This window comes from Ovoidimarina sediminis (assembly GCF_032586175.1).
GTDB classification, from domain to species: Bacteria; Pseudomonadota; Alphaproteobacteria; order Rhodobacterales; family Rhodobacteraceae; genus Ovoidimarina; species Ovoidimarina sediminis.
In genome coordinates this window covers 124,248-147,315 of record NZ_JAWHTE010000011.1, presented here as the reverse complement: position 1 = coordinate 147,315, position 23,068 = coordinate 124,248, and the positions used below count along the sequence as shown (strand labels likewise).

Here is a 23,068-nt window from a genome sequence, read left to right as displayed (position 1 = left end):
CGTGTCCCGTGTCGTGTGGGCGGGGGTGGCGGGCGGGGGGGGGGCGGGGCCGCCCCCCGCGCCCCCCCCCCCGCCCCCCCGCCCCCCGCCCCCCCCCGCCGCCCCCCCCCCCCCCCCCCCCCCCCCCCCCCCCCCCCCCCCCCCCCCCCCCCCCCCCCCCCCCCCCCCCCCCGGTCGGCGCGCGGAGGCGCGCCGAACCTTCGCCTCAGCCCCGGAGCCGCCGGTTCCGGGCCGCCAGAAGCTTCAGCCGCAGCGCGTTCAGCTGGATGAAGCCCGCCGCATCCTTCTGGTCGTAGGCGCCCGCATCCTCCTCGAATGTGACATGCGCCTCGGAATAAAGCGAATGCTCCGACCAGCGGCCGACGGTGCGCGCCGCGCCCTTGTAAAGCTTCAGCCGCACCGTGCCCGTCACATGCTCCTGGCTCCTGTCGATCGCCGCCTGAAGCATCTCGCGCTCGGGCGAGAACCAGAAACCGTTGTAGATGAGTTCCGCATAGCGGGGCATCAGCTCGTCCTTCAGATGCGCCGCGCCGCGGTCGAGGGTGATCTGTTCGATCCCGCGATGGGCCTCGAGCAGGAGCGTGCCGCCCGGGGTTTCGTAGATGCCGCGGGATTTTATGCCGACGAAGCGGCCTTCCACGAGGTCGAGCCGCCCGATCCCGTGCGTGCCGCCGAGTTCGTTGAGGCGCGTCAGAAGCGCGGCGGGCGACAGCGCCTCGCCGTTCACCGATACCGCATCGCCCTTTTCGAAGCCGACCTCGATATATTCGGGGGCATCCGGCGCGTCCTCGGGATGCACCGTGCGCTGATAGACGTAATCGGGCGCCTCCTCGGCGGGATCTTCCAGAACCTTGCCTTCGGAGGAGGTGTGCAGAAGGTTCGCGTCGACCGAGAACGGGGCCTCGCCGCGCTTGTCCTTCGCGATCGGAATCTGGTTCGCCTCGGCGAATTCGAGGAGTTTCGTGCGCGAGGTCAGATCCCATTCCCGCCAGGGCGCGATCACCTTGATCTCGGGGTTGAGCGCATAGGCCGACAGTTCGAACCGCACCTGGTCGTTGCCCTTGCCGGTCGCGCCATGGGCCACGGCATCGGCGCCGGTTTCCTCCGCGATTTCGACGAGGCGCTTGGAAATCAGCGGCCGCGCGATCGAGGTGCCGAGCAGGTAAAGACCTTCATATACCGCGTTGGCGCGGAACATCGGGAAGACGAAATCGCGCACGAATTCCTCGCGCACGTCCTCGATATAGATGTTTTCGGGCTTGATCCCCAGAAGCTCGGCCTTCTTGCGGGCCGGATCCAGCTCTTCGCCCTGGCCGAGATCGGCGGTGAAGGTCACCACCTCGCAGCCGTATTCAGTCTGCAGCCATTTCAGGATGATCGAGGTGTCGAGGCCGCCGGAATAGGCGAGGACGACTTTCTTCGGACTGGACATGGGCGATCTCCCGGGCGGTGTTGGACGCCCGCGGAATTACTGGGTTGTTCGGGCGGTCACAAGGGGGCGGCGGATTATGGGTCGATGGCGGGGCCTATCCGGGGTAACAGGCGGCAGGAGGGCCGGATCATGTCGGAACAGCAAGCGGATTTCGAAACCCGGGCACGGGCCGCGGCCTTCGCGTTGCGGGAGGTGTTCGAGCCGACGCCGCTTGTGCTGAACCCGTTCCTTTCGGCGCGCTACGAGGCGGAGATCTGGCTGAAGCGCGAGGATCTGAGCCCCGTGCGCTCCTACAAGATCCGGGGGGCCTTCAATGCCATGCGCCACGCGATCGCCGACGGCACCACGCGCTTTGTCTGCGCGAGTGCGGGGAACCATGCGCAGGGCGTGGCCTATGCCGCGCGGCATTTCGGGGTGACGGCCACCGTCTTCATGCCCGTGACGACGCCGCAGCAGAAGATCGAGAAGACGCGCGTCTTCGGGGAAGAGGCGGTGGAGATCCGGCTGACCGGCGACTATTTCGACGATACGCTGACCGCCGCGCAGGCCTATTGCGCCGAGACGGGGGCGCATTTCCTGTCGCCCTTCGACGATGAGGACGTGATCCTGGGCCAGGCGTCCGTCGCGCTCGAAGTGCTGGACCAGATGGAGGGCGCGCCGGATCTTTTCGTGCTGCCGGTGGGCGGCGGGGGGCTGTCGTCGGGGATGCGCGCAGTGCTTAAGACAGCCGCGCCCGGGGCGGGGATGATCCTGGCCGAACCCGCGGGCGGGGCGAGCCTTGCCGCGGCGCTGGTGGCCGGGGCGCCGGTGACGCTCGATAGCGTAGACAGTTTCGTCGACGGCGCGGCGGTGGCGCGGATCGGGGCGAAGACCTTCCAGATCCTCGAAGACGTGCCGATGCGCGATGTCTTCGCTGTGCCGGAGGACCGGATCTGCACCACGATCCTCGAGATGCTGAACCATGAGGGCATCGTGCTGGAACCCGCGGGGGCGCTTCCGGTAGACGTTCTGAAGGATCTGGGCACGCGGATCCGGGGCAAGCGCGTGGTCGTCGTGACCTCGGGCGGGAACTTCGATTTCGAACGCCTGCCGGAGGTGAAGGAACGGGCCATGCGCTCGGCCGGGGTGAAGAAGTACTACCTTCTCAGGATGCCGCAGCGCCCCGGCGCGCTGCGCGATTTCCTGGAACTTCTGGGCCCCGATGACGATATCGCGCGCTTCGAATACCTGAAGAAATCGGCGCGGAACTTCGGCACCGTCCTGATCGGGATCGAAACCAGCGCGGCGGAGAATTTCGAACGCCTCGAATCGGCGCTGAACGCCGGAGGGTTCACCTTTCAGGATATCACGGCGGACGAGACGCTGGCTGAATTCGTCATATGACGCCCGCTCCGTAGCGTGCGGAAAAGGCGCGCATGGCCGCCGCGCAGGCCGCCTGCAGGGCCGGGATATCCGCCGATGCGGGCGCCGCTTCGCCTTCCGCCGCGCGCGTGGCGACATCGGTGAAGCCGAGGTTCAGGGCGGATCCCTTGAGCCCGTGAAACATATCGCTCAGCGTCGCGGGGGGCAGGCCGTCTGACAGCGCTTCGGCCGTTTCCGCGAGTTCCGACAGGAACAGCCCGGCGATTTCGGCGAAATCGTCTTCCCCGACTTCGGCGCGCAACTCCTCGGTCCGGGCCCAGTCGATCATGTCCGCAGCGGTGCTCATCGGTGGAGGGGTAGCCTGCAAAGGCTGACGATTTCCTAAGAGCCGCGCCTCTCTTCATCCCATCTTAACTCCGGCGCGCGATAGGCTGCCCCGCAGAGGTCTTTTGACAAGTTAGGGAAGGCCGCCCATTGGCAGAGCATGACCGTGATGAGGGCGAAGCGCCGAAGGCGCCTGCCCGGGTGATCGGCGATGTGCTGATCGTCGATGACAGCGCAGGGCACCTGCGATTGATGGCGTCGATCCTGAAGCGCTGGGGGTACCGGGTGCATGAGGCCGGATCGGGCGACCAGGCGCTAGAGGTGCTGGGCCGCGAGACGATCGACCTGGTGCTGAGCGACTGGGTGATGCCCGGGATGAGCGGGCTTGAACTTTGTGAACGGGCCCGGGCGCTTTGCGTCGACCGCTATGTCTATTTCATCCTTCTGACATCGAAGACCGAACGCGCGGATGTGGCCGCGGGGCTGGAGGCCGGGGCGGATGATTTCCTGTCGAAGCCGGTTTCGGCGGAAGAACTTCACGCCCGGATCTTCGCGGGCGAACGGCTGATCGCCAGCCAGCGGGCGCTGGAAGACCGCAACGGGCAACTGGCGGAGATGCTGGACACGCTGCAATCGCTTTACGACGCGATCGCGCGCGATCTGGTCGAGGCGCGGCGGCTTCAGCAATCCCTCGTTCCCGCCGGTCTGAAGCGTTACGACGGGGCGGAGGTTGCGCTGCACCTGAGGCCCTCGGGCCATGTGGGCGGGGATCTCGTGGGATCCTTCGCGATCCGCGAAGGCCAGCTTGCGGTCTATTCCATCGACGTTTCCGGCCATGGTATCGCCTCGGCGCTCATGACCGCGCGGCTGGCCAGCTATTTCAGCGGCGGGTCGCGCAACCGCAACATCGCGCTGGAACGCACCGACACGGATTCGATCCGCATGCGCCCGCCCGAACAGGTGGCGGCGGAACTGAACCAGCTGATCAACGACGATCTGGAAACCGAGCTTTACTTCACCATGGCCTTCGCTGTCTGCGATCTGAAGACGGGGGGGCTGAAGCTGGTGCAGGCGGGCCATCCCCACCCGATGATCCTGCGCGGGGATGGCCGCATCGAGCGGGTGGGGCGGGGCGGCCTTCCCGTGGGGCTGATCGACGGGGCGAGTTACGAGGTTGTCGAGGAGCGGTTGATGCCGGGCGACCGGCTGGTTCTTTATTCAGACGGGTTTGTCGAGCAGGAGGACCCGGGCGGCGCGATGCTTGAGGAAGAGGGCATGGCCGGGCTGATCCGCGACAGCGGGGCGATGGGCCCGGAACCCGCGCTTGACCGGCTGATCGAAGGGCTGGCGCGCCATGCCGGACGCGCGGAGTTCGACGACGATGTTTCCTGCGCGATCCTCGACTATCGCGGGCGCGATCCCGGGGCGCCGGAGGCCAGCTGAGCCAGAAAGCGCCGGTCGCCGTCATTGGCGACAAGTGACGGGGCGAGGGCGGCCGGCGTCCAGACAGCCGTGTGATCGGGTTCTGCCGGCGGGCCGATCCGGCGCACGGCGCGCGCGAGGTAGACGGCACAGATCTTTTCGGCCCACAGCCGGTATTCCGGCATGTAGGTGAAGCGGCGGAACGCGCCGAGGCGGCAAAGCGGCGCGATCGTCCACCCCGTTTCCTCCCGCACCTCGCGGTGCAGCGCCTGAAGCGCGGATTCGCCCGGGTCGATGCCGCCGCCCGGCAACTGGAATTCCGGCACCGGCGCGGATTGATGGGTCAGCAGAACGTCATCCCCCCGCACCAGCACCGCATAGGCGCCGTGGCGCGTGGTGTAGCGCCTGTCGGGGCGCACCGATTCTCCGACCCGTGGGATCACTGCCTTGGCCCTGCCTCTGCCCTTGCCTATATAGACGACGGTAACGCAGGCAGGTATGCCAAGCCAATCCGATCAGGAAAACCCCATGACGCTCGGTTCACAAATCGCGTGGGACGATACGGTCCTGCCCTTCCAGCTTGACGCATCGGACATCCGGGGGCGGGTGTGCCGGCTTGACGGCGTGCTGGACGAGATTCTGGGCCAGCACGCCTATGCCCCGCAGATCGAGGCCCTGGTGGCCGAAACCGCCCTTCTGACCGCACTGATCGGGCAGACGATCAAGCTGCGCTGGAAGCTGAGCCTGCAGGTCAGGGGTGACGGCCCCGCCCGGCTGGTTGCGACCGACTATTACGCGCCCGCCGCGGAAGGGGAGCCCGCGCGCATCCGCGCCTATGCCAGTTTCGATGAAGAGCGGCTTGATCCGTCCGCCCCGGCGTTTTCGCAGATCGGCAAGGGATACTTCGCCGTGCTGATCGATCAGGGCAAGGGGACGACGCCGTATCAGGGCATCACGCCCATCGCGGGCGGATCGCTTTCGGCCTGTGCAGAGACGTATTTTGCGCAGTCGGAGCAGTTGCCGACACGCTTTGCCATGGCCTTCGGCCAGTCGACCGCGCCCGGATCGGCGCCGAAATGGCGGGGCGGCGGCGTGATGCTTCAGCACATGCCCAAGGCTTCGCCCTTCGCGACGGGGGGCGGCAGCGGCGACGGCGGGCTTCTGGATCCGGCCGATGTGCTTGACGGCGACGAGCTTGAGAACTGGACGCGGGCGAACCTGTTGCTCGACACCGTCGAGGAACTGGAACTCGTGGGGCCGAGCGTGCAGCCCACCGAACTTCTGGTGCGGCTGTTCCACGAAGAGGGCCCGCGCGTCTTCGATGCGCAGCCCGTGGCCTTCGGCTGTACCTGTTCGGCCGACCGGGTGCGGCAAAGCCTGTCGATCTATTCGGCGCGCGACATCGGCCACATGACGACCGATGAGGGGATCGTGACCGCCGATTGCCAGTTCTGCGGGGCGCATTACGAATTCGACCCCACGACGCTCGGGTTCGAGGCGACGGGGCAGGCCCGTGACGACGAATGAGGCGCTAGCCCTTCTGAACCGCGCGGTAGCGCGGGAGGGCGCGCCGTCCTCCGATTTCGATCTGAACACCCATGTGGTGCTGCCCGAGGGGCGGAAGCTGACCCCCGCCGCTGTTCTGATCGGCGTGGGCGCGGGCCCGCTGGGGCCGGAACTCGTGCTGACGAAACGGTCGTCGCGGCTGAAGCATCACCCGGGCCAGATTGCCTTTCCCGGCGGCAAGGTGGATGCGGGCGACGGCGATGCCGTCGACGCCGCCCTGCGCGAGGCCGAGGAAGAGGTGGGGCTGCCGCGCCGGGGCGTCGAGGTTCTGGGCACGCTGCCCGCCCATGAAACCGTCACCGGCTTCACCGTTACGCCCGTTCTGGGCTGGATCAGAGACGCATTCGAACCTGTCCCGGAAGCGGGCGAAGTGGCGGAGGTGTTTCGCGTGCCGCTGTCGCACGTGACCGATCCGGCGCGCTTCATCGTGGAATCACGGTTCTGGCGGGGGCAGCGGCGCTATTACTACACCGTGCCCTGGGGGCCCTATTACATCTGGGGTGCGACGGCGCGTATCCTGCGCGCGTTGGCCGACAGGATGGCCCCGTGACCCGCGTGACCGGAGACTGGGTGAAGGCGCCCGCGACGCAGGCGGTGTTCGACGTGATCGAGGGCGCGGGCCACCGCGCGTGGTTCGTGGGCGGGTGCGTGCGCGACGCCCTGGCCTGGCGGCCCGTCAAGGATATCGATATCGCCACCGATGCCACGCCCGAGGCGGTGATGGCGCTGGCAGAGGCCGCGGGGCTGAAGGCGGTGCCGACGGGGATCGATCACGGGACGGTCACCATCGTCTCGGGCGAGATCCCGCATGAGGTGACGACGCTGCGCCGGGATGTGGAAACCGACGGGCGGCGCGCCGTCGTCGCCTTCGCATCGGAGATCGCGGAAGACGCGGCACGGCGCGATTTCACGATGAACGCGCTTTACGCCGACCGGGCGGGCGAGGTGATCGATCCGACCGGCGAGGGCGTGCGCGATCTTCAGGCGGGGCATATCCGCTTCGTGGGCGATGCGGGCACGCGAATCCGCGAGGATTACCTGCGCATCCTGCGCTATTTCCGCTTTCTGGCGCGGTTCGGATCGGCGGGGCCCGAGCCCGATGCGCTGGCCGCGATTTCGGACCATCTGGCTGGAATAGACACGCTTTCCGCCGAACGGCTGGGCCACGAGATGCGCCGTCTGCTGGAGGCGCCCGATCCCGCCCCAGCGGTGGCGACGATGGCGCAGGTGGGCGTTCTGATGCGGGTGTTGCCCGGGGCCGACAGTGCCCCGCTCGCCCCGCTCGTCCACCTGGAAGAGGCGCTTGGCGTCGCCCCCGACTGGGTAAGGCGCCTGGCCGCGCTTGGGGGAGAGGATGCGGCGGAGCGGCTGCGCCTGTCGCGGACCGATGCGAAGCGGCTGGAGATCATCCGGGGCGCGGCGCTCGAGGGCGCTGCGCCGAAGGCCGCGGGCTATTACCTGGGCGAGGCCGCTGCGCTGGACGCGCTTCTTCTGCGCGGGGCGTTTCTGGGCGAACCGGTCGCGCAAACCGCACTCGATGCCGCGAAGCGCGGCGCGGCGGCCGAGTTTCCGCTGAAGGCGGCAGACCTGATGGACCGGTTCCAGGGCCCCGCCCTTGGTGCGGCCCTGAAGGCGCGCGAGGCGCGCTGGGTCGCCTCGGGTTTCACGCTCGACCGCGCCGCGCTTTTGAAGGATTGATCCCGGCCCCGCTTTCCGCTCTGAGGCGGGCATGCAGTTCGACCCGCTTTATGCCTTCGTCTTCGCCGGGCTTTTTTCACCGGGGCCGAATGTCATCCTCTTGACGACCTCGGGCGCGCGGTTCGGGTTTCGGCGCACGCTTCCCCATGTGCTGGGCGTCGCGGCGGGGGTCGGGGTGATCGCGGCCCTGACCGGGCTTGGCGTCGGCGCGCTTCTGGCGGCACGCCCCGGGATTGGCATCGTTCTGAAGATCGCGGCGGCGGCCTGGATCCTGTGGATGGCATGGAAGCTTTGGACAGCGACGGAGGCGCGCGGGGCGACAAGCAAGGACAGGCCCTGGCATTTCTGGGAGGCGGTGCTGTTCCAGTGGGTCAACCCGAAGCTATGGGCCGTGGCGCTTGCGGCCTCGTCGGGCTTTGCCATCGGGCTTCCGCCCGGGGCGGAGGCCCTGCGCCTTGCCAGCGCGTTTTCGGGCATCAACCTCTTCGTCTGCCTGTTCTGGAGTTTCGCGGGAAGCCTTCTGTCGCTGCTTCTTGCCCGGCCCGCCGCGTGGCGGCTTTTCATGCGGATCATGGCCGGTCTTCTGGCCCTCTCTGCGGTGATGGTTTTCCTGTAACGGAAATCGGTTTATATCCCCGGGACAACGGAAGGTATTACCCCCCCGTGTTCCGGATATTCGAGAATCTTGTCGACCCGTACGGCCCGTACGAGGAAACCGACAGGCCGCCCACGCGTCTCTGGCCGTTCATGAGAGACTATACCAGGCCTTTTGCGAAGGTTTTCTGGATCACCGGGGTTATGGCGATCGTCGTGGCTGCGGTCGAAATCTGGCTGATCGCCTATATGGGGCGGCTCGTCGACATCCTGTCATCGGCGGGGCCTGGAGAGATGTGGGCGCTTCACGGAACCGAACTGATCTTCGTGGCGCTGTTCATCCTGCTGGCGCGGCCCGCGTTTCAGGCGATCGAGGTTCTGCTTCTGAACAACACGATCCTGCCCAATATCGGCACGCTTTTCCGCTGGCGCGCGCATCGTCACGTGCTTCGGCAATCGGTGGGCTGGTTCGAGAACGATTTCGCGGGGCGGATCGCGAACCGCATCATGCAGACGCCGCCCGCAGCGGGGGAGGCCGTGTTCCAGGTCTTCGACGCGCTTACCTTCGCGATCGCCTATTTCGTGGGCGCGGCCTTTCTTCTGGCGCAGGGCGATCCGCGCCTGACCGTGCCCCTGGTGATCTGGGGCGCGCTTTACGGCGTGCTGGTCTGGTGGACGACGACGCGGGTTGGCCCGGCCTCGAAACGCGCCTCGGATGCCCGAAGCGCGGTGACGGGGCGCGTCGTCGACAGCTACACCAATATCCATTCGGTCAAGATGTTCGCCCATCATGACCGCGAGATCGATTATGCCCGCGAGGCGATCGAACATGCCCGCAAGACGTTTCAGGCGGAAATGCGGATCTACACGATCATGGACGTCACGCTGACCCTGCTGAACGGCCTGCTCGTCGTGGGCTGCGTCGGCTGGGCGATCTGGCTTTGGCAGGCGGGCGAGGCCACGGTGGGCCTTGTCGCGGCGGCCACGGCGGTGGCGCTGCGGCTTAACGCCATGACCGGGTGGATCATGTGGGCGCTGACGAGCTTTTTCCGTGAACTCGGCGTTGTGGCCGAGGGGATGGAGACGATCGCCCAGCCCCTTACCCTCGTCGACGCCCCGGGCGCGAAGCCGCTGGAGCTGACGAAGGGCCGGATCGAGCTTCAGGGCCTGTCGCACCATTACGGGCGCGAGGCCGGCGGGCTCGACACGATCGACCTCGTGATCGAACCGGGCGAGAAGGTGGGGCTCGTGGGCCGGTCGGGGGCCGGGAAATCGACCCTCGTGAAGCTTCTTTTGCGGTTTTACGATGCCGACCAGGGCTGCATCCTGATCGACGGGCAGGATATCGCGGAGGTCACGCAGGAGAGCCTTCGGCGCCAGATCGGGATGGTGCAGCAGGATTCCTCGCTTCTGCACCGGTCGGTCCGGGACAATATCCTTTACGGGCGGCCCGAGGCCAGCGAGGCCGAGATGATCGCGGCGGCGGAACAGGCGCAGGCGCACGACTTCATCCTCGATCTGGAGGATATGGAGGGGCGCAGGGGATACGAGGCGCAGGTGGGCGAACGCGGCGTGAAGCTGTCGGGCGGTCAGCGGCAGCGGATCGCGCTGGCCCGGGTGATCCTGAAGAACGCGCCGATCCTCGTTCTGGACGAGGCGACGAGCGCGCTGGATTCCGAAGTGGAGGCCGCGATTCAGGAAACGCTTTACGGGCTGATGGAAGGCAAGACGGTGATCGCCATCGCGCACCGCCTGTCGACGATTTCGCAGATGGACCGTATCCTCGTTCTGGATGACGGGCGGATCGTCGAGGAGGGCGATCACGGTGCGCTTCTGGCGCAGGACGGGCTTTATGCCAGGTTCTGGTCGCGCCAGTCGGGCGGGTTCATCGGCACGGCGGAGGCGGCGGAATGAGGCGGCTTGGGGCGCTGATCGATCCGTTCCGGCAAGCGGACGGCCCGCCGCCCCGGACGCTCGGGGGGTTCTTCCTCTGGGCGCTGGGCGGCACCTTTCCGGTGCTCGCAGTCGCCGCCGTCGTCTCTGCCATCGCGGGCACGCTCGAGGTTGTTACGGCGCTTCTACTGGGACAGGTGATCGACACGGCGCTTGATGCGGGGCCCGAGGGCTTCTTTTCGGGCCATCTGCTTTTTCTTGCGGGTGTTCTTGGCTTCTTCGTGATCCTGCGCCCCCTGGCATTCGGCGCTTCGGCCGCCGCGAACACGCTGGTCGTGGTGCCGAACGTGATGCCCATGGTGCTGACGCGGCTGCACCGCTGGACGCTGGGACAGGCGGTTACCTTCTTCGACGACGATTTCGCCGGGCGGATCGCGCAGAAGCAGATGCAGACGGCCCGCGCGCTGACCGACGTGGCCGCCGAAACGATCAACGTGGTATTCTTCGCGCTGGCCTCGCTCGTGGGATCGGCGCTTCTGCTGACGACGATCGACTGGCGGATCTCGATCGTGCTTGCCGTCTGGCTGGTCGCATATGTGGCTCTGATCCGGTGGTATATGCCCCGCGTGCGGGTCCTGTCGCAGGCGCGTGCCAATGCGCGCGCCATGGTGACGGGGCAGGTTGTCGACACGATCACCAATATCAAGACGGTGAAGCTGTTCGCCCATGACGCGCACGAGGAAACGGCGGCCATCGACGCCGTGGGGGCATTCCGCGACCGGGCGCTTGACTGGGGTGTGGTGGCAACGTGGTTCCGCTTCTCGCTGATGACGCTTGCGGGCACGCTGCCGGTTTTGCTGATCGGGGGAACGCTTTACCTGTGGTCGCTGGGGCAGGCGAGCGCGGGGGATATCGCGGCGGCCGGAACGGTATCGATCCGGATCGCGCAGATGACCGGCTGGGTCAGCCATATGCTGATGGCGATCTATGGCTCGATCGGTGAGGTTGAAGACGGAATGCGCACGCTCACCCCGGCCTGGACGCTGACCGATGCGCCCGATGCCGCGCCGCTGGCAGAAAAGCCCGCCGAAATCCGGTTCGAAAACGTGAGCTTTGCCTATGGCCGCAAATCCGGCGGGGTGGAGAAGATCGACCTGACCATCGCGCCGGGCGAGAAGCTTGGGATCGTGGGGGCGTCGGGGGCGGGGAAATCGACGCTCGTGGCGCTTCTGCTCAGGCTGTATGACGTGGAAGGCGGATGCATCCGGGTGATGGGCCAGGACATCCGGGGCGTGACACAGGAAAGCCTGCGCCGGGCGATCGGGATGGTCACGCAGGAAACAGCGATGTTCAACCGTTCGGCCCGCGACAACATCCTTTATGGCCGCCCCGGGGCGAGCGAGGCAGAGGTGATCGAGGCCGCGAAACGGGCGGAAGCGCATGAGTTCATCCTTGGCTTGAGGGATCACAAGGGGCGCGAAGGGTACGAGGCGCATCTGGGCGAACGCGGCGTGAAGCTGTCGGGCGGCCAGCGGCAGCGGATCGCCCTGGCCCGCGCGATCCTGAAGGACGCGCCGGTTCTGGTGCTGGACGAGGCGACGAGCGCGCTCGATTCCGAGGTCGAAGCGCAGATCCAGACGGCGCTGGAGCGGGTGATGCAGGGCAAGACGGTGCTTGCCGTGGCCCACCGCCTGTCGACGCTGGTGAGCATGGACCGGCTGATCGTGCTGGATCAGGGTCACATCGTCGAGACCGGCACGCATCAGGAACTTCTGGACAAGGACGGGCTTTACACCCGCTACTGGAAGCGCCAGTCGGGCGGTTTCATCGATATTCGCGAGGCGGCGGAGTGAGCCTGAGGGTGACCCGGCTGGGCCATCTGGGAGACGGGATCGCCGATGGCCCCGTTTTCGTTGCGCGCGCCCTGCCGGGCGAAGTTGTGGAGGGCGAGATCGAGGGCGGGCGGATCGCGCGGCCGAAGATCCTGACACCTTCGGCCGATCGCGTGGCGGCGCCCTGCAGGCACTACAAGGGATGCGGGGGCTGTGCGCTGATGCATGGCTCGGACGATTTCGTGGCCGGCTGGAAGGTGGACGTGGTGCGCACCGCCCTTGCTGCGCAAGGGATCGAGGCGGAGGTTCGGGGCCCCGCCACATCGCCGCCCGCGAGCCGAAGGCGGGCCACGTTTTCGGGCCGCCGGCTGAAATCGGGCCCGGTCGTCGGGTTTCATGGGCGCGGGGCCGATACGGTGACGGCGGTGCCGGGCTGTATCCTTGTGGAGCCCGCGCTGCTGGCCGCCCTGCCCGTGTGCGAGGCGATCACGCAAAGGATGGGCTCGCGCAAGGGCGAGATACGGTTTCGCGTCACGGCATCCGAGGCCGGAATAGACACTGATTTCGAAGGTGGGCGCGCGACCGACGGGGCCGATCGCGTGGCGCTTGCCGCGCTGGCCGAGGCGCACGATCTGGCGCGACTTTCGGTGGAGGGCGAGGTGATCGTGGAACGCCGCCCGCCCCGGCAAAGCTTCGACGGGATCGGCGTGGTGCCGCCCCCCGGCGCCTTTCTTCAGGCGACGGCGGCGGGCGAGGCCGCGCTGCGCCGCGCCGTGACGGACGTCGTGGGCGGGGCCCGGCGCATCGCGGATCTGTTCGCCGGGTGCGGCACCTTCGCCCTGCCGCTTGCCCGGCAGGCGGAAGTGCTGGCGGTCGAGGGCGATCCCGCCCTTCTGGCCGCGTTAGACACTGGCTGGCGGCATGCGAAGGGATTGAAGGCCGTGAGAACCGAGGCGCGCGATCTGTTTCGCCGCCCGCTTCTTCCCGACGAGCTTTCCCGCTTCGACGCGGTGGTGATCGACCCGCCGCGCGCCGGGGCCGAGGCGCAGACGGCGGCACTTGCGGAAGCGCAGGTGCCAAGGATCGCCGCCGTTTCCTGCAACCCCGTGACCTTTGCACGCGACGCCGCGCTTCTGATCGGCGCCGGATATACCCTCGACCGGGTCGAGGTTGTCGACCAATTCCGCTGGAGCCCCCATGTGGAGCTTGCCGCGGCCTTCCGGGCGAACCATATCCCCGCCTGAGAGGCAGAAGGCAGAGCGGGATCATGCAGGAGCGTCTGAAGGACTGGCTGGAACGGCCCATCGTGCGGAACGGGATCATCGCGGTGATCCTTTTCAACGCGGTGATCCTCGGGCTTGAAACCTCGGGCCCCGCGATGGCGGCGGCTGGCGGGCTGATCATCGCGCTGGACCGGTTCTGCCTCGCGATCTTCGTGGTCGAAATCGTGTTGAAGCTGATCGCCTATCGGGGCGGGTTCTTCCGCTCCGGCTGGAACCTCTTCGATTTCTCCATCGTCGCGCTGTCGCTGGTGCCGGGGGCGCAGACCTTCACGGTGCTTCGCGCGCTGCGGATCCTGAGGGTGCTGCGCGTGATCTCGGCCGCCCCGCGCCTGAGGCGCGTGGTGGAAGGCTTCGTCACCGCGCTGCCTGGGATGGGATCGGTCTTCCTACTGATGGTGATCATCTTCTATATCGGCGCGGTGATGGCGACGAAGCTTTTCGCGAAAAGCTTTCCCGACTGGTTCGGCTCGCTCGGGCAATCGGCCTATTCGCTGTTTCAGATCATGACGCTGGAAAGCTGGTCGATGGGCATCGTGCGCCCGGTGATGGAGGTTTATCCCTATGCCTGGGCCTTCTTCGTGCCCTTCATCATGGTCACGACTTTCGCGGTGGTGAACCTGCTGGTCGGCCTCATCGTGAACTCCATGCAGGAGGCGCACGGGGTGGAGGAGAACGAGAAGACCGACGCCTATCGCGACGAGGTGCTGAAGCGGCTGGAGGCGATCGAGCGGCGGCTTGGGGAGCGTGACGGGGGCTGATCCCGCACGGATCTGCACTCTCTTGTTTTCTGGTTAACCGGTGTCGTGTAAGCTAGCCCGCAAAACAACGGGCAAGCAGGCGAGCAGGCAGGCATGAGACCCTTCATCGTGGCGGCGGCCCTGGCGGCTGCGGTTGTGCTTTCGGGCTGTTCCTCGAAATTCCGAACCTATGACGGGCCCGAGGTCACGCGCATCATGGTCTTCAAGGAAGCGCGGAAGATGTATCTTCTGCACGGCGACACCGCGCTTCGATCCTACGAGTTCGAGCTGGGGTTCGAACCGGTCGGTCACAAAGCTGTCGAAGGCGACGGCCGCACGCCCGAGGGCGAATACATCATCGACCGGCGCAACCCGGAGTCGCGGTTTCACCTGTCGATCGGCATCTCCTACCCCAATGCGCGCGATGTCGAGGTGGCGCGCGCCCTGGGCATGAGCCCCGGGGGGGACATCTTCATCCACGGCACGCCGAAGCCATTTTCGGGGCGCGGCGACGACTGGACCTGGGGGTGCATCGCCGTGACGAATGACGAGATCGAGGAGATCTATGCCATGGTGAAGGACGGCACGCCGATCTCGATCTATCCCTAGCGGGCCTCAGCCGTCGGCAAAGCTCCAGCCCGGGCGGCGGGGTACGCGGACGGCCAGCATCGGTTTCAGAAGCGGCGAGGCGAAGCGCTTCAGGTCGAGCGCCTCGTGCACGCCCTCGGTTTCCTCGCCCCCGATCCGCGTGCGTACGACCGAGCGGGTGTAAAACGGCGCATCGAGCATCGCCTTGACCTGACGGGGCTGATAGCCGGGATCGGCCCGCGTTTCGCGCCTGACGGCCCAGAGCGAGCGGGTGAAGCGGGTGCGTGCAGGCGGCGTCATCACCTCGGCCCGGCCCGCGCCGTCGAACCGGATGCCGGTGGCAAGCGTCGTGCCGTCGCGCCGCTCGGCATCGTAGAAACAGGCCGATCCGTCGCCAAGCGGGAAGCGCCCCCACGTCCAGTAGCTGAAATCGGTTTCCAGTGCGCGGGTGCCGAAATTCGCATCGAAATAGCCGTGGCCGGAAAACTGCCAGCCCCGGTTCAGATCCACCTCGATCCGGGCCGTGGGGGCGAAGGGCCGCCAGATATGACCGCCATCGGGTGTGAGCGGCATCTCGACGGAGGTGAGCGCGCTTGGCGTCACCGTGATCCGCCCCCGCACCCGGCTGACGAGGGGAAGCGAGGAAATCTCGTCCACATCGATCTCAAGCCGACCGCCGCGCCATGTGAGTTTCGAGGGCCCCACTTCGAACCGGTCGCGCGCAGTGCGAAGCGCGCGTTCCCCCCGGTCGGTCATGGTGAAGCGCCCGCCCGGCCCGTAGGTCGCGACGTTGATGCAGACATGGTTGTGCGGGCGGCGCCGGCCCGACCAGCGGTACCAGGGCGAAAAGACCGATCCTATGAAGGCGATGACCGAGATGGCGCGGGTGCCATCGTCGCTGACCCCGTCGATATACCACCACGCATAGCCGTCCGGCGGGACGTCGAGGTGGAAGCAAGGTCCGTCAAGATCGCCTCGGCCGCGTGCCTGCCTGAGAGGGCCGCCATCGGAATGCCCGCCCCCGGATGCGCCCCGCCGCCCGCCAGGTAGAGCCCCGGAATCGCCGTCCGCGCCGTGGGGCGCGCGAAGGCGGCCATCGTGCCGTGCGGGCTCCGCCCGTAAAGCGATCCGAGGCTCCCCGGAAACAGGCGCGCGAAGCCCCCCGGCGTCGTCAGCGCCGTGTCCGGCGGCTCGGGCGAGAATGTCAGCCCACGGGAGGCGAGAACGGGGAAGGTGCGTGTCCGACATGTCGACGGGTCCTCTTCGGCGTGCCCGTTCGAGGGCGGCGCGTTCATGATGATTTCGAAGCGCTCGAGGGGCGGAACGGGGCCGGGCCCGCCGCGATCCTCGGCGCAGACATAAAGCGTTGGGTCTTCGGGCAGGCGGCCCTCTGCGATCGGGCCGAATTCGGTGCGCGGATCGTGGCCGAAGAAGACGTTGTGATGCACGAGGTCGGCGCCCGTGGGCGTGGCCGCGAAGGACCATACATTGGCGGAAAGCGACCGGGGCTCCACCGCCCCGTTCGGCACCGCGCCCGTCGCCGCCGCGCCCAGATGCCCGGTGGTCAGCGCCCGGGGATCGCCGTTGAAGACACAGCGGTCGGCGATATGGGTTTCGCCCGCCGCCGTCGTCAGCCGCACCGTGCCGTCGGGCCGTGTGGCGAGATCGGCGATATGGGTATCGTAGCGGAAGACCGCGCCACCCGCCGTCGCCACCTTTTCCATCGCGCGGGCGAGCGCGTGCATCCCGCCCGCGACGCGCCAGACGCCCCGCGCCTCGGCCTCTGCGACGAGCCGCAGCAGCGCGGGCGCGGCATAGGGAGAGCCGCCCACATAGGTGGCGTAGCGCCCGAAAAGCTGGCGCAGGCGGGGATCGCTGAAGTTCCGCGCCAGCCGCGTGGCCATCGTCTCGAACGTGCCGATGGCGGGGATCAGCGAGGGTTCCGCCATCACGCGCGCCGCGATCCGTGCCTTGGAGGGCGCGACGCTTTGCATCATCGGGGCGTCGAAGGCATCGAAAAGCCGCGCGGTTTCCGCCCGGAAGGCCGCGTATTCGCGCGCTGCAGTCACGCCGCCGAAATGCCCGAGCGCGTCGGCTGTGCGGGCGGGATCGGCGAACAGATCGAGCGTCGTGCCGTCGGGCCACCAGTGGCGCGCAAGGATGGGTTCCTCATGCAGGGTGACATGATCGGAAAGCTTCGCGCGCACGTCGCGAAACAGGTTTTCGAAGATCGGGCGGAGCGTCAGCACCGTCGGCCCCGCATCGACGGGGCCCGCCGGGCTGTCGACCTGCCGCATCTTGCCGCCGGGGGCCGAGGCGCGTTCGAACACCGTGACGGACAGGCCGGCATGGGCCAGCCGCATCGCTGCGGCAAGCCCGCCAACCCCTGCGCCGATCACGGCGACCGTTTCATTGCGTTTCAACATACCGGGGAATTGTTGACTCGGGCCGCCCCATATGTCCAGTATGATTGACAGTTAAACTGTCAGACTAATCTGACAAGATGGGAGGCCCAATGGCCCTGACTGCACGAATAGAGGCCGCGATCGACGCGGCCGTTGCCCGTGGGCAGGCGGGGCAGGTGCCTTCCCGGCTTGCGGCTGCGCTGGATGATGCGGTGCGCCCGGGCGGCGCGCGAATTCGCCCCACGATCCTTCTGTCGGTGGCGATGGCCTGCGGGGATGACGACCCGCGCCTGGCCGATGCCGCAGCCGCCGCGCTTGAAATCATGCATTGCGCCAGCCTCGTGCACGACGATCTGCCCTGTTTCGACAATGCCGATATCCGGCGCGGAAAGCCCACGGTGCACCGCGCCTATTCCGAACCGCTTGCGGTTCTGACCGGCGACAGCCTGATCGTGATGGCGTTCGAGAGCGTGCTCAGGGCCGGGCTCGTCCGGCCGGAGCGGGCGATCCAACTCGCCTCGATCCTCGCGACGCGCACCGGCATGCCGATGGGCATCTGCGCCGGGCAGGGCTGGGAGAGCGAGGAGAAGATCGATCTGTCGGCCTATCACCAGGCGAAGACCGGTGCGCTGTTCATCGCCGCGACGCAGATGGGCGCAGTGGCCGCCGGGCAGGATGCGGAGCCCTGGGAAGAGCTTGGCGCCCGAATCGGCGAGGCCTTCCAGGTGGCCGATGACTTGCGCGACGCGCTGTATGATGCCGAGGCGCTGGGCAAGCCCGCCGGGCAGGACGATCTGCACGACCGGCCGAATGCCGTTTCGCTTCTGGGCGTCGACGGCGCGGTGGCGCGGCTGAAGGACATACTCGCAGGGGCGATCTCTTCGATCCCGTCCTGCCCCGGAGAGGCGGCGCTTGCGCAGATGGTTCGCAAGACGGCCGAACGGCTGACCCCGATGACGGAGGTCCGCAGGACGGTTCCCGGTGAGTGACGCCACCCTCGGCGGCGGGCTGCCCCATCGCCGGAAGCGGAAATCGCTTCGCGGCTGGATGACGCGGCTCGTGGCCGCGCCCGGCTTTCAAAGCTGGGCCGCGCGCTTTCCCCTGACCCGGGGGCAGGCGCGGAAGGATGGCGAGGCGATGATGGATCTCGCCGCGGGGTTCGTGCACAGCCAGGTTCTGATGGCGCTGGTGGAGCTTGAGGTGCTAGGCGCCCTGCTTGACGGCCCGATGGCCCGTGACGCGCTTGCCCGCCGGATCGGCATTCCGCCCGAACGCTGCGAGGTTCTGGTGCGGGCGGGCGCCGCACTCGGCCTGCTCAAAACCGGCGGGCAGGGCGTGCGGCTGACGCGCAAGGGCGCGGCGCTCACGGGCGTGCCGGGGCTTCAGGACATGATCCGCCATCACCGTGTGCTTTATGACGATCTGGCCGATCCCGCGGCCTTCTTCCGGGGCGAGGGCGAGACCGGGCTTTCGCGGTTCTGGCCCTATGTCTTCGGGGCGGGCGCGGCGGAAGACCCCGAGACCGCCGAACGGTATTCCGCGCTGATGACCGACACCCAGGCGATGGTGGCCGAAGAAACGCTGGGCGCGGTATCGCTGAAGGGGCGCGCGCGGCTTCTCGATATCGGCGGGGGGACGGGCACGTTCCTCGGCTCGGCGCTGGCGCGCTGGCCCGGGATGGAAGGCATTCTTCTCGATCTGCCCGCCGTTGTCGCCGGCGCGCCCGCGCGGCTTGCCAGCTTCGGCGTCGAGGGGCGGACAGAGATCGTGCCCGGCAGCTTCCGCGACGATCCCCTGCCGGAGACGGCGGATACGATCAGCCTAATCCGCGTGCTCTACGACCATGCCGACGACACCGTGCGGGCCCTTCTGGCGAAGGTGCACGCCGCGCTGCCCCCGGGCGGCATGGTGATCGTGTCGGAGCCGATGTCGGGCGGGCGCCGCCCCGCGCGCGCGGGCGATGCCTATTTCGCGATCTACACGATGGCCATGGGCACGGGCCGCACGCGATCGGCCGAAGAAATCGGCGCGCTTCTGTCGGAGGCCGGTTTTACAGGGGTAAAGCCGCACCGGACGCATCGTCCGTTCATCACCGGCCTGGTCACGGCGCGAAAGCCATGACACCAACATGTCTAAATTAATTGACAGTCAGAACTGTAAAGTTAAACTGACAATTGCGGCGGAATAGCGCAGGTGAGTCTCACCTGCCGATAACCGGCCGGAACAGGGAACGGGAGCGACGCAGGTGCGCACAACTGCGGTAATTCTTTCAGGGCCGAAGCATATCGGACTGGCAGAGCTGGCTTTGAAAGAGCCGGGCCCGACCGATCTTGTCGTCGAAATTTCCCATTCCGGCATTTCCACCGGCACCGAAAAACTGTTCTGGGATGGCACGATGCCGCCGTTTCCCGGCATGGGCTATCCGCTTGTTCCGGGCTACGAGGCCGCGGGCACCGTCGTCGAGGCGGGGGCCGAAAGCGGCTTTCGCGCGGGCGACAGCGTCTTCGTACCCGGCGCGAACTGCTTCGACGGGGCCTTCGGCCTGTTCGGCGGGGCCAGCCGTTATCTTGTGACTGCCGCCGACCGGGTGACACGAATCGATCCGGGGCTTGGCCCCGAAGGCGCGCTTCTGGCCCTCGCGGCCACCGCGCGGCACGCGATCGCCGGGCTAGACCGCAGGCCGCCCGATCTGATCGTGGGCCACGGCACGCTGGGCCGTCTTCTCGCGCGGCTGACGATCGCCGCCGGGGCGCCCGCGCCCGTGGTCTGGGAAATCGATCCCGACCGGCGGACCGGCGCGCAAGGCTACGAGATCCTTCATCCCGACGAAGACGAGCGCCGGGATTACCGTGCGATCTTTGACGCTTCGGGCAACGCCCGGCTTCTTGATACGCTGGTGGGCCGGATCGTGAAGGGCGGTGAGATCGTGCTTGCCGGTTTCTACACCCAACCCATTCAGTTCGCCTTCCCGCCCGCCTTCATGAAGGAAGCCCGGTTCCGGATCGCCGCGGAATGGACGCATGACGACCTGGCCGCGACGCGCCAGCTGATCGAGGCCGGTGCCCTGTCGCTGAAGAACCTCATCACCCACCGCCGCCCGGCGGCACAGGCGACCGAGGCCTATGAAACCGCCTTCGGCGATCCCGCCTGCCTGAAAATGATCCTCGACTGGACCACAGACGCCACGGAGGCCGCATGACGCTTGATGTTCCGAACCTGAAAGAGTTCGACCAGCGGCTTCGCGACGAGGCGCATGAAGATCTCGCCGATCTCGTGGCCGAGGAGCCCACGAAGAAAACCCAGATCATCGCGATCTACGGCAAGGGCGGGATCGGCAAATCCTTCACCCTCGCCAACCTCAGCCACATGATGGCCGAACAGGGCAAGCGCGTGCTGCTGATCGGGTGCGATCCGAAATCGGATACCACGTCGCTGCTGTTCGGCGGCAAGGCCTGCCCGACGATCATCGAAACCTCGACGGCGAAGAAGCTTGCGGGGGAAGAGGTGAAGATCGGCGATGTCTGCTTCAAGCGCGGCGGCGTCTTCGCGATGGAACTCGGCGGGCCGGAGGTTGGCCGCGGCTGCGGCGGACGCGGCATCATCCATGGCTTCGAACTTCTCGAAAAACTCGGCTTCCATGACTGGGATTTCGATTTCGTCCTTCTCGATTTCCTGGGCGATGTCGTCTGCGGCGGGTTCGGCCTGCCGATCGCGCGCGACATGGCGCAGAAGGTGATCGTCGTCGGATCGAACGACCTGCAATCGCTTTACGTCGCCAACAACGTCTGTTCGGCGGTGGAATATTTCCGGAAGCTCGGCGGCAATGTCGGCGTGGCGGGGCTTGTCATCAACAAGGATGACGGGACGGGCGAGGCCGCGGCCTTCGCCGAGGCCACGGGCATTCCGGTGCTGGCCTCCATCCCCGCCGACGAGGATCTGCGGCGGAAATCGGCGAATTACCAGATCGTGGGAACGAAGGCGGGGCCGTGGGGCGATATGTTCACGGAGCTTGCTGACAACGTGGCCGACGCGCCACCCCTTCGGCCCACGCCCCTCTCGCAGGACGGGCTTCTGGGCCTGTTCTCTGCCTCTGAAACCGGGGCGGATTTCGTGCTGGAACCGGCCACGGATGAAGACATGCGGGGCGCGAACGCCCAGCCGAAAGAATCGCTGGAGGTCATCTACGATGAGGCCTGAAGCGGTCAGAGACGCCTTGATTGCGGAGATCCGCGCCACGCTCGCGCAGGTGCCGCCCGAAAAGATCCGGCGGCTTCTGGCCGATATCCGGCTGTCGGAATTCGCAGGTGCGGCGGAGTGACGGGCGAAGTCACATATGACGGCGCGGCAGAGGCCGAGGTGATCCGGGGCGAGGCGCGCGGCGACCTGCCCGAACCCCGGGGCGCGGCCACCGGCGGCTGCCATGCGGGCGCGGCCGAGATGGAAGCCGCGGCGCGGATGGCCGGGAAATCCGAGATCCTCGACCAGTATGCCGCCGACTATCCGCAAGGCCCCCACGACAAGCCGCAATCGATGTGCCCCGCCTTCGGCTCTCTCCGCGTGGGCCTTCGCATGCGGCGGACCGCGACGGTTCTGTCGGGGTCGGCCTGCTGCGTCTACGGGCTGACCTTCGTGTCGCATTTCTACGGCGCGCGCCGGTCGGTGGGCTATGTGCCGTTCAATTCCGAAACGCTCGTCACCGGCAAGCTGTTCGAGGATATTCGCGAGGCCGTTCACGATCTGGCCGATCCGGACAAGTACGACGCCATCGTCGTGACCAACCTCTGCGTGCCGACCGCCTCGGGCGTGCCGCTGCGTCTTCTGCCGCGGGAAATCGACGGGGTCAGGATCGTCGGCATCGATGTGCCGGGCTTCGGCATCCCGACCCATGCGGAAGCGAAGGACGTGCTTGCCGGCGCGATGCTGAAATACGCGCGCGAAGAGATCATGGCGGGCCCGGTGCAGGCCCCGGCCGCGGGCAAATCGGATCGGCCGACAGTGACGCTTCTGGGCGAGATGTTCCCCGCCGATCCGGTGATGATCGGCGCGATGCTGGGCCCCATGGGCCTTGCTGCGGGGCCGGTCGTGCCCTGCCGCGAATGGCGCGAGCTGTACGCCGCGCTCGATTGCGGGGCGGTGGCGGCGATCCACCCGTTCTACACCGCCGCGATGCGTGAATTCGATGCTGCCGGGCGGCCCATCGTGGGCTCTGCGCCCGTGGGCCATGACGGCACGGCGGCCTGGCTTGCGGCGATCGGTGACGCTTTCAGCGTGCCCGCGGCGCAGGTCGGCGCGGCGCAGAACGCGTTCCTCCCCGCGATCCGCGCCGCGCTTGATGCAAAGCGCATCAAGGGCACGATCACGCTGTCGGGCTATGAAGGTTCGGAACTTCTGGTGGCGCGGCTTCTGATCGAAAGTGGGGCGGATGTGCCCTATGTCGGCACCGCCTGCCCGAAGACCGTGCAATCGGCCGCCGACCGCGACTGGCTTGAGGCGAAGGGCGTGAAGGTTCGGTTCCGCGCCTCGCTGGAAGACGATCTTGCGGCGATGGAGGCGATCCGCCCCGACCTTGCCATCGGCACGACGCCCGTCGTGCAGAAGGCGAAGGAACTGGGCGTTCCGGCGCTTTACTTCACCAACCTGATTTCCGCCCGTCCGCTGATGGGCCCGGCGGGCGCCGGCAGCCTTGCCGAGGTCGTGACCGCCGCGATCGCCAACAAGGGCCGGATGGACGAGATGCGCCAGTTCTTCGAGGGCGTGGGCCACGAGGATACCGCGGGTGTCTGGGAGGGCGCGCCGAACCTGCGCCCCGATTTCCGTGCCCAGCATCAGAAGAAGCTCGACAAACAGGCGAAGGCGGCGAAGGCCGCGGAGATGATCTGATGATGCGCCCGTTTCATATCGCCGGACCGGGGGCGCTGCCCCCATCGCCCTG

22 protein-coding genes are annotated in these 23,068 nt (G+C 67.4%); 17 read left to right on the top strand and 5 right to left on the bottom strand.

All coding sequences use genetic code 11. The features are described 5' to 3' along the window. Positions 1–205: 205 nt before the first annotated feature. Positions 206–1,432 carry an argininosuccinate synthase gene (locus RXV90_RS14220; RefSeq protein ID WP_316649457.1) on the bottom strand — a complete coding sequence of 409 codons (1,227 nt, stop codon included), beginning with the start codon at positions 1,430–1,432 and terminating at the stop codon, positions 206–208. 129 nt (positions 1,433–1,561) lie between these two features. Here RXV90_RS14220 and ilvA point away from each other — a divergent pair, with 129 nt between their 5' ends. After that, positions 1,562–2,815, top strand: a complete 1,254-nt coding sequence (gene ilvA, locus RXV90_RS14215) for a threonine ammonia-lyase IlvA (RefSeq protein WP_316649456.1) — start codon at positions 1,562–1,564, stop codon at positions 2,813–2,815. On the opposite strand, the gene RXV90_RS14210 is transcribed toward ilvA, so the two are convergent. Next, positions 2,808–3,140, bottom strand: a complete 333-nt coding sequence (locus RXV90_RS14210; protein WP_316649455.1) for an Hpt domain-containing protein — start codon at positions 3,138–3,140, stop codon at positions 2,808–2,810. The genes ilvA and RXV90_RS14210 overlap by 8 nt on opposite strands. A 128-nt stretch (positions 3,141–3,268) precedes the next feature. Here RXV90_RS14210 and RXV90_RS14205 point away from each other — a divergent pair, with 128 nt between their 5' ends. Continuing rightward, complete coding sequence (locus tag RXV90_RS14205; protein WP_316649454.1) at positions 3,269–4,561, top strand: PP2C family protein-serine/threonine phosphatase; 1,293 nt, start codon at positions 3,269–3,271, stop codon at positions 4,559–4,561. Here the strand turns inward: RXV90_RS14205 and RXV90_RS14200 are convergent. Further along, positions 4,522–4,983: an NUDIX hydrolase gene (locus RXV90_RS14200; RefSeq protein WP_316649453.1), complete on the bottom strand. Its 462-nt coding sequence runs from the start codon at positions 4,981–4,983 to the stop codon at positions 4,522–4,524. The genes RXV90_RS14205 and RXV90_RS14200 overlap by 40 nt on opposite strands. Before the next feature lie 85 nt (positions 4,984–5,068). Here RXV90_RS14200 and hslO point away from each other — a divergent pair, with 85 nt between their 5' ends. The 9 genes from hslO (at position 5,069) to RXV90_RS14155 (ending at position 14,752) form a co-directional block, all read left to right on the top strand. Further along, positions 5,069–6,067 carry an Hsp33 family molecular chaperone HslO gene (hslO, locus tag RXV90_RS14195; protein ID WP_316649452.1) on the top strand — a complete coding sequence of 333 codons (999 nt, stop codon included), beginning with the start codon at positions 5,069–5,071 and terminating at the stop codon, positions 6,065–6,067. Beyond that, positions 6,054–6,656 carry a CoA pyrophosphatase gene (locus RXV90_RS14190; RefSeq protein ID WP_316649451.1) on the top strand — a complete coding sequence of 201 codons (603 nt, stop codon included), beginning with the start codon at positions 6,054–6,056 and terminating at the stop codon, positions 6,654–6,656. Before hslO ends, RXV90_RS14190 begins: the two co-directional genes overlap by 14 nt. After that, positions 6,653–7,804 (top strand): CCA tRNA nucleotidyltransferase, encoded by a 1,152-nt coding sequence (locus RXV90_RS14185; RefSeq protein WP_316649450.1) that lies wholly within the window; start codon positions 6,653–6,655, stop codon positions 7,802–7,804. The genes RXV90_RS14190 and RXV90_RS14185 overlap by 4 nt, the downstream gene beginning before the upstream one ends. 31 nt (positions 7,805–7,835) lie before the next feature. Next, positions 7,836–8,420, top strand: coding sequence for a LysE family translocator (locus tag RXV90_RS14180; protein ID WP_316649449.1), 585 nt, complete (start codon positions 7,836–7,838; stop codon positions 8,418–8,420). Between the two features lie 47 nt (positions 8,421–8,467). After that, entirely contained in the window at positions 8,468–10,312 is a 1,845-nt protein-coding gene (locus RXV90_RS14175) for an ABC transporter ATP-binding protein (protein ID WP_316649448.1), read from the top strand. Beyond that, on the top strand, positions 10,309–12,144 hold the full coding sequence (locus tag RXV90_RS14170) for an ABC transporter ATP-binding protein (RefSeq protein WP_316649447.1): 1,836 nt from the start codon (positions 10,309–10,311) through the stop codon (positions 12,142–12,144). The genes RXV90_RS14175 and RXV90_RS14170 overlap by 4 nt, the downstream gene beginning before the upstream one ends. Beyond that, complete coding sequence (locus tag RXV90_RS14165) at positions 12,141–13,367, top strand: class I SAM-dependent RNA methyltransferase (RefSeq protein ID WP_316649446.1); 1,227 nt, start codon at positions 12,141–12,143, stop codon at positions 13,365–13,367. Before RXV90_RS14170 ends, RXV90_RS14165 begins: the two co-directional genes overlap by 4 nt. A gap of 23 nt (positions 13,368–13,390) precedes the next feature. Then, complete coding sequence (locus tag RXV90_RS14160; RefSeq protein WP_316649445.1) at positions 13,391–14,164, top strand: ion transporter; 774 nt, start codon at positions 13,391–13,393, stop codon at positions 14,162–14,164. A 93-nt stretch (positions 14,165–14,257) separates the two neighbouring features. Continuing rightward, positions 14,258–14,752 carry a L,D-transpeptidase family protein gene (locus RXV90_RS14155; protein ID WP_316649443.1) on the top strand — a complete coding sequence of 165 codons (495 nt, stop codon included), beginning with the start codon at positions 14,258–14,260 and terminating at the stop codon, positions 14,750–14,752. 6 nt (positions 14,753–14,758) lie between these two features. Here RXV90_RS14155 and crtC read toward each other — a convergent pair whose 3' ends face one another. Then, positions 14,759–15,643 carry a carotenoid 1,2-hydratase gene (gene crtC, locus RXV90_RS14150; RefSeq protein WP_410482370.1) on the bottom strand — a complete coding sequence of 295 codons (885 nt, stop codon included), beginning with the start codon at positions 15,641–15,643 and terminating at the stop codon, positions 14,759–14,761. After that, entirely contained in the window at positions 15,589–17,157 is a 1,569-nt protein-coding gene (gene crtD, locus RXV90_RS14145) for a 1-hydroxycarotenoid 3,4-desaturase CrtD (protein ID WP_316649441.1), read from the bottom strand. Before crtD ends, crtC begins: the two co-directional genes overlap by 55 nt. An 89-nt stretch (positions 17,158–17,246) precedes the next feature. On the opposite strand from crtD, the gene RXV90_RS14140 reads away from it, so the two are divergent. From RXV90_RS14140 to bchY, 6 genes are all read left to right on the top strand, one after another. Beyond that, the gene (locus RXV90_RS14140; protein ID WP_316649440.1) at positions 17,247–18,125 is read left to right on the top strand and encodes a polyprenyl synthetase family protein; all 879 of its coding nucleotides are present in this window, start codon (positions 17,247–17,249) and stop codon (positions 18,123–18,125) included. After that, positions 18,118–19,257 (top strand): methyltransferase, encoded by a 1,140-nt coding sequence (locus RXV90_RS14135; protein WP_316649438.1) that lies wholly within the window; start codon positions 18,118–18,120, stop codon positions 19,255–19,257. The genes RXV90_RS14140 and RXV90_RS14135 overlap by 8 nt, the downstream gene beginning before the upstream one ends. A 124-nt stretch (positions 19,258–19,381) precedes the next feature. Beyond that, positions 19,382–20,335: a chlorophyll synthesis pathway protein BchC gene (gene bchC / locus RXV90_RS14130; protein ID WP_316649437.1), complete on the top strand. Its 954-nt coding sequence runs from the start codon at positions 19,382–19,384 to the stop codon at positions 20,333–20,335. After that, entirely contained in the window at positions 20,332–21,333 is a 1,002-nt protein-coding gene (locus tag RXV90_RS14125) for a chlorophyllide a reductase iron protein subunit X (RefSeq protein WP_316649436.1), read from the top strand. The genes bchC and RXV90_RS14125 overlap by 4 nt, the downstream gene beginning before the upstream one ends. Further along, complete coding sequence (locus RXV90_RS14120) at positions 21,323–21,454, top strand: hypothetical protein (RefSeq protein ID WP_316649435.1); 132 nt, start codon at positions 21,323–21,325, stop codon at positions 21,452–21,454. The genes RXV90_RS14125 and RXV90_RS14120 overlap by 11 nt, the downstream gene beginning before the upstream one ends. Next, positions 21,451–23,016, top strand: a complete 1,566-nt coding sequence (gene bchY, locus RXV90_RS14115) for a chlorophyllide a reductase subunit Y (protein ID WP_316649434.1) — start codon at positions 21,451–21,453, stop codon at positions 23,014–23,016. Before RXV90_RS14120 ends, bchY begins: the two co-directional genes overlap by 4 nt. The last annotated feature ends 52 nt before the right edge of the window (positions 23,017–23,068 follow it).